The organism is Streptomyces sp. NPDC060198 (genome assembly GCF_042728415.1).
Lineage (GTDB): Bacteria > Actinomycetota > Actinomycetes > Streptomycetales > Streptomycetaceae > Streptomyces.
Window position 1 is genome coordinate 1 of sequence record NZ_JBHWZJ010000235.1, and the last position, 11,284, is coordinate 11,284.

Genomic DNA, 11,284 nt, shown 5'->3' on the forward strand with positions numbered 1-11,284 from the left:
GGCCGCGCCGGATCTGCCGGTGCGGCTTCGGCGGCTCCCCCGGGGCCGCGCAAGGCCGTAGGGAGGTACGCCCCGGCGGTCCGGCGCCGGTTGCCGGGTCGGCGCCGAGGCGGGGGCGGGGCCGTACCGGGCCGTGTCCGGCCACGGCCGCCGGGCGGGCGGGGGCGGTGCCAGGCACGGCCGGGGAGCTCGTGCGAGGGGGCGGTTTGACCGGCCGGGCGATGGCCCCGTAGCCTTGACCCTCGGCGTGTTCTTCTGTGCGCCTACCCCTGAGCACATCCCTCCCGGTGCGGTTCCGCGCCAGGAGAGGCCGCTCATCCTTCCGGATCGTCTTGGGCTTCGGCCCGTGCGAGCGGCTGGCATCAGGGGATCCGTTCCGAGCGAGAGAGAGATCCGCGTGTACGCCATCGTGCGCAGCGGTGGCCGCCAGCACAAGGTTGCTGTCGGTGACATCGTTGAGGTTGACAAGATTTCCACTGCCAAGGTTGGCGACACGGTCGAGCTCTCGACCCTGCTCGTTGTCGACGGCGACGCCGTGACCAGCGACCCGTGGGTCCTGGCCGGCATCAAGGTCCAGGCCGAGATCGTGGACCACCACAAGGGCGCGAAGATCGACATCCTTCGCTACAAGAACAAGACCGGCTACCGCCGTCGCCAGGGTCACCGCCAGCAGTACACGGCGATCAAGGTCACCGGTATCCCCGCGGCTGCGAAGTAAGGGACTGAGACATGGCACACAAGAAGGGCGCATCGTCCACTCGGAACGGGCGCGACTCCAATGCTCAGCGGCTCGGCGTGAAGCGCTTCGGCGGTCAGGCCGTCAACGCCGGTGAGATCCTGGTCCGCCAGCGCGGCACCCACTTCCACCCGGGCACGGGCGTCGGCCGTGGCGGCGACGACACGCTGTTCGCGCTGACCGCCGGTGCGGTGGAGTTCGGCACGCACCGCGGCCGCAAGGTCGTCAACATCGTTCCCGTCGCCGCCTGATCTTCCGGCGAGCACGGTAACGACGCAACACCTTCCGAGGGCGGATCTCAGCTTTCCCGGTCGACGGGGAAGCGGGTCCGCCCTCGGCGTGTTACATCAGAGACACATCCGTAGATAGCAGTACCTGGAGGCACCCACCATGACCACCTTCGTGGACCGCGTCGAGCTCCATGCCGCCGCGGGTAACGGAGGCCACGGCTGTGCCTCCGTCCACCGTGAGAAGTTCAAGCCCCTCGGTGGACCCGACGGCGGCAACGGCGGACGCGGCGGCGACGTGACCCTCGTCGTCGATCAGGCCGTGACCACCCTGCTCGAGTACCACCACCACCCCCACCGCAAGGCCACCAGCGGCCAGCCCGGCGCGGGTGACAACCGTTCGGGCAAGGACGGCCAGGACCTGGTCCTGCTCGTGCCCGACGGCACCGTCGTCCTCGACAAGGAGGGCAACGTCCTCGCCGACCTGGTCGGTCAGGGCACCACCTTCGTCGCCGGACAGGGCGGCCGCGGCGGCCTCGGCAACGCGGCGCTGGCCTCGGCCCGCCGCAAGGCCCCCGGCTTCGCGCTTCTCGGCGAGCCGGGCGAGTCGCGCGACATCGTCCTGGAGCTCAAGACCGTCGCCGACGTGGCGCTGGTCGGTTACCCGAGCGCGGGCAAGTCCTCGCTGATCTCGGTGCTCTCGGCCGCCAAGCCGAAGATCGCGGACTACCCGTTCACCACGCTCGTTCCGAACCTCGGTGTCGTCACCGCCGGCGCGAACGTCTACACCATCGCCGACGTCCCCGGCCTCATCCCCGGCGCCAGCCAGGGTCGCGGGCTGGGCCTGGAGTTCCTCCGCCACGTCGAGCGCTGCTCGGTGCTCGTGCACGTGCTGGACACGGCGACGCTGGAGTCCGACCGCGACCCCGTCTCCGACCTCGACATCATCGAGGAGGAGCTGCGGCAGTACGGCGGCCTGGAGGACCGGCCCCGCATCGTCGTCCTGAACAAGGTCGACATCCCCGACGGCCAGGACCTCGCCGACATGATCCGCCCGGAGCTGGAGGCGCGCGGCTACCGCGTCTTCGAGGTCTCCGCGCTCGCGCACAAGGGGCTCAACGACCTCTCGTACGCGCTGGCCGGGATCGTCGCCGAGTCGCGTGCCGCCAAGCCGGTGGAGGAGGCGACCCGGGTCGTCATCCGCCCGAAGGCCGTGGACGACACCGGGTTCACCGTGGCCGTCGACGAAGAGGGCATCTACCGGGTGCGCGGCGAGAAGCCCGAACGCTGGGTGCGCCAGACCGACTTCAGCAACGACGAGGCCGTCGGCTACCTCGCGGACCGGCTGAACCGCCTCGGCGTCGAGACGGCCCTGATGAAGGCCGGAGCCCGCGCGGGCGACGGCGTGGCCATCGGCCCCGAGGAGAACGCGGTCGTCTTCGACTGGGAGCCGACGATGATGGCCGGCGCCGAGATGCTCGGCCGCCGCGGCGAGGACCACCGTATGGAGGCCCCCCGCCCGGCCGCGCAGCGCCGCCGGGACCGCGACGCCGAACGCGACGACGCGCAGAAGGAATACGACGAGTTCGACCCCTTCTAGAGCTCGGAGGGGCACCGGGCGCGTGAAGCCCGGTGCGGGCCTCTCCGCCGGACACCGCAGCGGGACCCACGGGCCCGTACGGTCGCCGGGGAGGGGCCCTCGGGCGTTTCCGGGGGCCGGTGGCACGCCGGGCCCGGCCGTCGTGCCCGGCGCGGCCGGAAGCGGGCCTCGGAAGGGGTGCGGAACCGGCGGGGTCCGCCGCGCCCGGACGGGTGGGGCGGGGCGGCGGGTGTCGGCCGGTCGGGTGAAACGACGAGGCCGTCCGCGCCGCTCAACCGGGCTGCGGAACGCTCAACCGTGTGGTGTCGGTCACCCGCCCGTGAGGCGCATTCGCAGGTAACGGCGCTGCTCACACGGGAACGGCGGGTGTCGTCAACACCACCACCACTCGACGTCCACCTTGCGAGATGGTAACGGAGAGTGCAACCATCGGGGGGTTCCCGAGCCCTCGCAAGGTAGGTCGTCTGTGTCTGTGCAGCACATAGCCCAAGCCCGTACCACCGCAGTCGTGCTCGCCGGAGGTACCGGTCAGCGTGTGGGGCTGTCCATCCCCAAGCAGCTGCTGAAGATCGCAGGCAAGGCTGTCATCGAGCACACCCTGTCGATCTTCCAGCAGTCCGAGTCGATCGACGACATCATCGTGCTGATGGCGCCCGGCTATGTCCCCGACATCGAGAAGATCGTCGCCAAGGCCGGCCTGACCAAGGTCGTCAAGGTCATCGAGGGCGGGACGACGCGCAACGAGACCACCGAGCGGGCCATCTCCGTGCTCGGCGAGGGCCTGGCGGAGGGTGAGGACCGCAACGTCCTCTTCCACGACGCCGTGCGCCCTCTGCTCTCGCAGCGCGTCATCACGGACTGCGTGGACGCCCTCGGGCGTTACGAGGCGGTGGACGTCGCCATCCCGTCCGCGGACACCATCATCGTGACGCGCACGCACGGCGGCGACGGCGAGTTCATCACCGAGGTCCCCGACCGCTCGCGGCTGCGCCGGGGCCAGACGCCGCAGGCGTTCAAGCTCTCCACCATCCGCCGGGCGTACGAGGTCGCCGCGGGCGACCCGAACTTCCAGGCGACCGACGACTGCTCGGTGGTCCTGAAGTACCTGCCCGATGTCCCGATCTACGTGGTCGCGGGCGACGAGTACAACATGAAGGTGACCCAGCCGGTCGACGTCTTCATCGCGGACAAGCTCTTCCAGCTGGCCTCCACGGCCGTGCCGTCGCCCGCCGACGACGCGGCCTACCGGGAAGCGCTGACCGGGAAGACCATGGTCGTCTTCGGCGGCTCCTACGGGATCGGCGCGGACATCGCCGCCCTCGCCGAGTCGTTCGGCGCCAAGGTCTACGCGCTCGGCCGGTCCACCACCGGTACGCACGTGGAGAACCCGGAGCACATCGACGACGCGCTCTCCACGGCCTACGCCGAGACCGGCCGGGTCGACTACGTCGTCAACACCGCCGGGGTGCTGCGGATCGGCAAACTGGCCGAGACGGACAACGCGACGATCCAGGAAGCCCTGAACGTCAACTACCTCGCGCCGGTCCAGATCGCCCGCGCCTCGCACAAGTACCTCGCCGAGTCCAAGGGCCAGCTGCTCCTCTACACCTCCAGCAGCTACACCCGGGGCCGGGCCGAGTACAGCCTGTACTCCTCCACCAAGGCCGCCATGGTGAACCTCACCCAGGCGCTCTCGGACGAGTGGGCCGGCGACGGGGTGCGCGTGAACTGCGTGAACCCGGAGCGCACCGCCACCCCGATGCGTACGAAGGCCTTCGGCGACGAGCCCTCCGGCTCGCTGCTCTCCTCCGAGGCGGTGGCGCGGACCTCGCTCGACGTCCTGCTCTCCGAGATGACCGGGCACGTCATCGACGTCCGGCAGCAGGATCCGACCCGGGGCGCCTCCGAGGCGTCGGGCTTCGAGCAGGCGCTGGCCGCCGTGCTGGACCGACAGGCTGATGTGTAATACTGCTCGACAATCCACCATTCGGACCCCTGTCGTTCACCTTCGCGTGAACGGCAGGGGTCCGAATTCGTGAAGCTAATTCTTCACAATTCCCCCGCAAGGTATAAGTCGGAACCCTCGGGAGCGGTACTTCGTGTTTTCGAAAGCCATTCGCGTGGCGAGAGTGGGCAGCGGTTCTGAGCTCGCCGCCGCAATTCTCCTGGCCCTGGGATTCCCGTGCGTCATGCTCGCGGCGATACTCCCCAATATCTGGTTCTTCGCCGCGGCGGTCCTTGTCACATATTTGGCCGACCGGTATTTGCACCACTGCGGCAGTTATCTCGTCAATCGCCTCGCCGCCGTCCGGGCCGGTTTGTCGATTCGCTTCCTCGTGCGTGAGCTGCTGCTGATCCTTCTCATGTCGCGCATGGGATACGGCGAGGGCGCGTTCTTCTACACGACGATCGCCTGCCTCCTGGCGTTCTACGGGCTCCAGGCGCCGCAGAGCGCGATGGTGACCCTCGTCCGGCTCCGCCGCAAGCTGCCGGTGGTCACCCGGAACATCGACCTCGGCCCCGTCGGGATAGGGGACGCCCCGCCTCGGCTCCTGATGAACCGCCCGGCCGAGAAGATGCTCCACTTCGACGTGTTCGCCGTGGTGGGCGTGCTGGTCGCGCTCCAGAGCGGCACCGACGCGTTCGCCTACGCGGGCCTCGGGCTGACGCTCTTCCTCGCGGTGGTCTACATCCTCGCGCTGCTGCCGTACGTCCGGCCCAGCCGCCTCGTGCCGCCGGAGGCCAAGGTCCTGGCGGCCGTCGACACGTGGCTGCGGGAGTACCGGCCGACCGTCATCCTCTACTTCTCCGGCTCCAAGGACTCGGCCTACCAGGTCAACATGTGGCTGGAGACCATGGGGAAGCTGGACGGCCGCCCGATGGTCGTGCTGCGCGAGCGGGCCATCGTCCCGCAGCTCGCCGGCACCTCCGTCCCGGTCCTCTGCGTCCCGGGCGGCGTGCACCTGATGAACATGGACCTCTCGACGGTACGCGTCGCGCTCTACGCGGCCAACGTCGGCAAGAACATCCACATGCTGCGCGTGCCGACCATGAAGCACGTCTTCATCGGTCACGGCGACAGCGACAAGCTCGCCAGCGTCAACCCGTACAGCAAGGCGTACGACGAGGTCTGGACGGCCGGCCGGGCGGGCCGCGACCGTTACGCCCTGGCCGACGTCGGCGTCCGTGACGACGACATCGTGGAGGTGGGACGGCCGCAGCTGGCCACCATCACCACCTGGAGCGGCACGCCGAAGAACGCCGTCCCGACCGTGCTGTACGCCCCCACCTGGGAGGGCTGGGACGACAACCCGGGCAACACCTCGCTGCTGCTCGCCGGTGAGAACATCGTCCGTCGGCTGCTGGAGTCCGAGAAGCCCGTCCGGGTGCTCTACAAGCCGCACCCGTTCACCGGCACGCGCAGCCGCATGGCGGCCGCCGCCCACCTGCGGATCACCGCGATGATCGAGGGCGCGGCGGCCCGCCGCGCCACCGACGCGCGCTGGGCCGAGGAGAGCGCGGCGCTCCGGGGCGAGCAGGCCGAGGCCGCGGCCGAGCTGGCCCGTATCGAGGCACGGCTCGCCGAGCTGGCCGGCGGCGCGGGCGAGACGGCCCGCGACGAGGCCGAGCTCTCGCGCAACTCACTGGCCGACCCGGCGCGCGAGGCCGAGACCATGAAGCTGCGGGACGAGTGGAACACCGCCTACTGGCGTTCTCGGGGCTGGTGGCAGCACCAGGTGATCTCCGGGTCGACCATGCGTCTGTACGACTGCTTCAACGAGTCGGACGCGATGGTTTCGGACATCTCCAGCGTGGTCTCCGACTTCATCGCCAGCGGTAAGCCGTACGCGGTGACCGACTCGGCCGAGCTGGGCGAGGAGGAGTTCAAGCGCCAGAACACGGCCGTTCGGGCCGCGGTGATCCTCTCCAACGAAGCGAGCGAGCTGGACCGGCTGCTCGCGGCCGTGTCCGATCCGGCCGCGGACGACCTGGCCGAGGGCCGGCGCGAGCTGAAGGCGTACCTGCTCGGCCCCGACGAGCCGTCCTCGCTCGTCCGGTTCGACCGCGCCGTCCAGGCGCTGGCCGCCCGGGCGGAGGCACGCAATCTCGGTGCCGCTCATCTCGGTGAGCACGTGGGTGGCTGAGTTCCGACATAGATGATCGAAAAGAATTGATCAATGGCCCGTTCCGGCCCCACTGGGGGCCAGAACGGGCCATTGTGACGTACATCACTTTTCGCACTTGTGGGACACGCACAACTAATTCTGTGTGTTCGCTGTCATGAGTATTCGTGAACGACACTCGAATTCCAGACGTCAGTGTGATCATCGGTGCCTACGAAGCCATGCCTTATCTCGTCCGCTGCCTCCAGTCCTTAGACGCGCAGACCCTCCCCGCGGACCGCTTCGAAATCGTCGCGGTCGACGACGGGTCGACGGACGGCACCGGCGCGTACCTGGACGAGTTCGCCGCGCGCACCGCTGTTCCCACCACCGTGATCCACCAAGCCAACTCCGGAGGCCCGAGCGGCCCGCGCAACGTGGGCCTCGCCAGGGCGCGCGGCCGGTTCGTCTTCTTCCTCGACGCCGACGACTTCCTCGGCTTCGAGGCGCTGGAGCGCATGGTCGCCCTCGCCGACAAGGCCGGCACCGACGTGGTGCTCGGCAAGATGGTGGGGGTCAACCGCGGCGCGGCGGGGTCGATGTGGAAGCGCCGGGACGAAGAGCGCGTCGACCTCTTCGCCTCCCGCGTGATCTACACCCTCAGCGCCCAGAAGCTCTTCCGCCGTGAGCTGCTGGTGCGCCACAACATCACCTTCGACGAGTCGATGAGCACCGGCGAGGACTCCCTCTTCACCATGGCGGCGTATCTCCTGGGCTCCGGTGTCTCCGTCGTCTCCGAATACGTCTGCTACTACCTCGTGGGCCGCGACGACGGCATGCACGTCACCCGCAGCGGCGGCTACGAGCCCCGGTTCGAGGCGCTGACGGCGCTGGTCGGACTCATCGCGGCGCTGGTGCCCGAGGGGCCGAAGCGCGACTTCCTGATGGCGCGCCCGTTCACCGTGGGGCTGATCCAGCAGTTCGGCCCGGGCGTGGTCGAGGAGCGCGAGGAGGTTCGCGCCCACAAGCTGGAACTGGCCGCCCCGATCACGAAGTACTGGACCCCCGGCGTCGCGAAGCTGATCAAGGTGAACGAGCGCCTCCGGCTCGAGTGCGTCGCCCGTGGCCGGCTGGACCTGCTGGCCGACATACACCGCTACATCGCCGCCCGGCACACGCCGAAGGTCGTCCGGGCCGACCGGGGAAACGCCGTCTACCTCGCGTACCCGCACTTCCGGAAGCCCGGGGCGGGTCTCCCCGACGAGGTGTTCGAGATGACGGTGCCGGAGTGGTCCGTGAGCAAGCGGCTGCAGCCACCCGCGAGGCCGAAGCCGGGGCAGGCCGGTTCCGCGCCCACACTGGCACGCAGGGTGGTACGCCGGGTTCGTCGCGACATGAGGCGGTGGAAATCCTCCGTGTGACCCCGGGGCGCCGGAGCCGGCGGCCGGGCACGCCGGAGGCGGAGTTACTCGTCGGGAAACCCCACGGGAACTCGAAGTAATATCCCATGGAATGAAAGCGGCCTCGGGAACGCCTGCCATCCGGCTTCCGGCCACCGACCACGCAGCTTGGGGACAGCACACGTGAAGGCACTCGTACTCTCAGGTGGGGCGGGCACCCGCCTGCGCCCGATCACCCACACGTCCGCGAAGCAATTGGTGCCGGTCGCCAACAAGCCGGTCCTCTTCTACGGACTCGAAGCGATCGCCGACGCCGGTATCACCGAGGTCGGCATCATCGTGGGCGACACCGCCACCGAGATCCGCGAAGCGGTCGGTGACGGCTCCGCGCTCGGCATCAAGGTCACCTACATCCCGCAGGACGCGCCCCTCGGCCTGGCGCACGCGGTGCTCATCGCGCGCGACTTCCTCGGCGACGACGACTTCGTGATGTACCTCGGCGACAACTTCATCGTCGGCGGCATCACCGGCCTAGTCGAGGGCTTCCGCGGGGACCGCCCCGACGCCCAGATCCTGCTGACCCGGGTCCCCAACCCGACCTCCTTCGGCGTCGCCGAACTGGACGCCGAGGGACGTGTCGTCGCGCTGGAGGAGAAGCCGAAGGAGCCCAAGAGCGATCTCGCCCTCGTCGGCGTCTACCTCTTCACGCCGGCGATCCACGAGGCCGTCCGCTCGATCGAGCCGTCCTGGCGCGGCGAGCTGGAGATCACCCACGCCATCCAGTGGCTGATCGACCAGCAGCGCAACGTCCGCTCCACCACGATCTCCGGCTACTGGAAGGACACCGGCAACGTCACCGACATGCTGGAGGTGAACCGGTCCGTCCTGGAGACCGTCGAGCCGGCCTCGGACGGCGCGGAGGTGGACGAGCACAGCGAGATCATCGGCCGCGTGCGGATCGAGCCCGGTGCGAAGGTCACCGGCAGCCGCATCGTCGGTCCCGCGATCATCGGGGCCGGCTCGGTCATCAGCGACGCGTACGTCGGTCCCTTCACCTCGGTCTCCGAGGGCTGCCGGATCGAGGACAGCGAGATCGAGTACTCCATCGTGCTCCGGGGAGCCTCCATCACCGGCGTCCGCCGCGTGGAGGCGTCGCTCATCGGCCGCGACGTCGAGGTCACCCCGGCGCCCCGCAACCCGTCCGCCCACCGACTCGTCCTCGGCGACCACAGCAAGGTGCAGATCTCCTCATGACGACCAACATCCTGGTGACCGGCGGAGCCGGCTTCATCGGCTCGCACTACGTCCGTACCGTCCTCGGCCCCCAGGGCCCCGGTGACATCGCCGTCACGGTGCTGGACAAGCTCACCTACGCGGGCAACCCCGCCAACCTCGACGAGGTCCGCGACCACCCGGGCTTCTCCTTCGTGCAGGGCGACATCTGCGACGCCGAACTCGTCGGCAAGCTCATGGCCGACCACGACCAGGTGGTGCACTTCGCCGCCGAGTCGCACGTGGACCGTTCCATCGACGGGGGCGCCGAGTTCGTCCGTACGAACGTCGTGGGCACCCACACCCTGATCCACGCCGCGCACCTGGCCGGGATCAAGACCTTCGTGCACATCTCCACCGACGAGGTCTACGGCTCGATCGACGAGGGCTCCTGGCCCGAGACGCACCCGCTGGAGCCCAACTCGCCGTACTCCTCGGCGAAGGCGTCCAGCGACCTCATCGCGCTCTCGTACCACCGCACCCACGGCCTCGACGTGCGGGTGACCCGCTGCTCCAACAACTACGGGCACCACCACTTCCCCGAGAAGGTCATCCCGCTCTTCGTCACCAACCTGCTCGACGGCAAGACCGTGCCGCTCTACGGCGACGGTGCCAACGTCCGCGACTGGCTGCACATCGACGACCACGTCCAGGGCATCGAGCTGGTCCGCACGAAGGGCCGCGCCGGCGAGGTCTACAACATCGGCGGCGGCACCGAGCTTTCCAACAAGGAGCTCACCGGCCTGCTGCTGGAAGCCTGCGGCGCCGACTGGGAGACCAGCGTCACCTACGTCGAGGACCGCAAGGGCCACGACCGCCGCTACTCCGTGGACTGCACCAAGATCCGCGAGGAGCTCGGCTACGTCCCGCGCAAGGACTTCAAGCAGGGCCTCGCCGAGACCGTGCAGTGGTACCGCGACAACCGCGCCTGGTGGGAGCCGCTGAAGGACCGGGCCGCCCTGTGAGCCCTGTCTGGCTGGTGACCGGAGCCGGCGGCATGCTGGGACGGGACGTGCTGGCGAGGCTGGCGGCCGAGGGTACCGACGCCGTCGTCGTCGCCGCCGACCGTGCGACGCTCGACATCGCCGACCCGGCCGCCGTGCGCGCCGCCTTCGCGGAGCACCGCCCCGCCGTCGTCGTCAACTGCGCGGCCTGGACGGCCGTGGACGACGCGGAGAGCCAGGAAGAGGCAGCGCTGCGCGTCAACGGCACGGGCCCGGCGGTCCTCGCCGAGGCGTGCCGCGAGCACGGCGCCGTCCTGCTCCAGGTCTCCACGGACTACGTCTTCGCCGGCGACGCCGACAAGCCGTACGCCGAGGAGGCCCCCACCGCCCCGCGCAGCGCCTACGGGCGGACCAAGCTCGCCGGGGAGCGCGCGGTGCTGGAGACCCTCCCGGAGACCGGCTACGTGATCCGTACGGCCTGGCTGTACGGAGCGGGCGGCGGCAACTTCGTCCGCACGATGATCAAGCTGGAAGGCATCAAGGACACCCTGGACGTCGTCGACGACCAGCGTGGCCAGCCGACCTGGACCGTCGACCTGGCCGACCGCCTGGTCGCCCTCGGCCGCGCCGCCCTCGCGGGGGACGCCCCGGCCGGTGTCTACCACGGCACCAGCGGTGGCGAGACGACCTGGTTCGGCTTCACCCGGGAGATCTTCCGGCTGCTGGGCGCGGACCCCGAGCGGGTCCGGCCCACCACCAGCGAGGCCTTCGTGCGGCCCGCTCCCCGCCCGGCGTACAGCGTGCTCGGCCACGACCGCTGGTCCGCCGCCGGGATCACGCCGGTCCGCGACTGGCACGAGGCACTGGCGGAGGCGTTCGACGCTCTCGTCGCCGCCGAGCGCGGCTGACCGCCCGACGCACCGTCACCACGGCCGGACCCCCGCCCACCAGGGCCGGGGGCCCGGCCGTCGGCGTTTCGGCCCGCGGCGCCGGAACGCCGAA

Annotated in this window: 9 protein-coding genes; all 9 read left to right on the plus strand. The window is 69.9% G+C overall.

Translation table 11 applies throughout. The features are described 5' to 3' along the window. Window positions 1-397: 397 nt before the first annotated feature. The 9 genes from rplU to rfbD all read left to right on the plus strand — a co-directional run bounded on the left by rplU (window position 398) and on the right by rfbD (window position 11,190). Window positions 398-718 (plus strand): 50S ribosomal protein L21, encoded by a 321-nt coding sequence (gene rplU, locus ACFWEP_RS24315; RefSeq protein ID WP_008738952.1) that lies wholly within the window; start codon window positions 398-400, stop codon window positions 716-718. 11 nt (window positions 719-729) lie between these two features. Further along, a complete protein-coding gene (gene rpmA / locus ACFWEP_RS24320; protein WP_014045902.1) occupies window positions 730-987 on the plus strand; it encodes a 50S ribosomal protein L27 in 258 nt (85 codons plus the stop codon). Window positions 988-1,126: 139 nt separating this feature from the next. Continuing rightward, window positions 1,127-2,563, plus strand: coding sequence for a GTPase ObgE (gene obgE, locus ACFWEP_RS24325; protein WP_328721695.1), 1,437 nt, complete (start codon window positions 1,127-1,129; stop codon window positions 2,561-2,563). A 466-nt stretch (window positions 2,564-3,029) separates the two neighbouring features. Beyond that, the gene (locus tag ACFWEP_RS24330; RefSeq protein ID WP_387372848.1) at window positions 3,030-4,529 is read left to right on the plus strand and encodes a D-ribitol-5-phosphate cytidylyltransferase; all 1,500 of its coding nucleotides are present in this window, start codon (window positions 3,030-3,032) and stop codon (window positions 4,527-4,529) included. A gap of 133 nt (window positions 4,530-4,662) precedes the next feature. Then, window positions 4,663-6,708: a hypothetical protein gene (locus tag ACFWEP_RS24335; RefSeq protein WP_387372850.1), complete on the plus strand. Its 2,046-nt coding sequence runs from the start codon at window positions 4,663-4,665 to the stop codon at window positions 6,706-6,708. A 146-nt stretch (window positions 6,709-6,854) separates the two neighbouring features. After that, window positions 6,855-8,087, plus strand: coding sequence for a glycosyltransferase family 2 protein (locus ACFWEP_RS24340; protein WP_387372852.1), 1,233 nt, complete (start codon window positions 6,855-6,857; stop codon window positions 8,085-8,087). Between the two features lie 162 nt (window positions 8,088-8,249). After that, complete coding sequence (locus tag ACFWEP_RS24345; RefSeq protein WP_387372854.1) at window positions 8,250-9,320, plus strand: glucose-1-phosphate thymidylyltransferase; 1,071 nt, start codon at window positions 8,250-8,252, stop codon at window positions 9,318-9,320. Continuing rightward, on the plus strand, window positions 9,317-10,303 hold the full coding sequence (rfbB, locus tag ACFWEP_RS24350) for a dTDP-glucose 4,6-dehydratase (RefSeq protein WP_387372856.1): 987 nt from the start codon (window positions 9,317-9,319) through the stop codon (window positions 10,301-10,303). Before ACFWEP_RS24345 ends, rfbB begins: the two co-directional genes overlap by 4 nt. Next, the gene (rfbD, locus tag ACFWEP_RS24355; protein ID WP_387372857.1) at window positions 10,300-11,190 is read left to right on the plus strand and encodes a dTDP-4-dehydrorhamnose reductase; all 891 of its coding nucleotides are present in this window, start codon (window positions 10,300-10,302) and stop codon (window positions 11,188-11,190) included. Before rfbB ends, rfbD begins: the two co-directional genes overlap by 4 nt. Window positions 11,191-11,284: the final 94 nt, after the last annotated feature.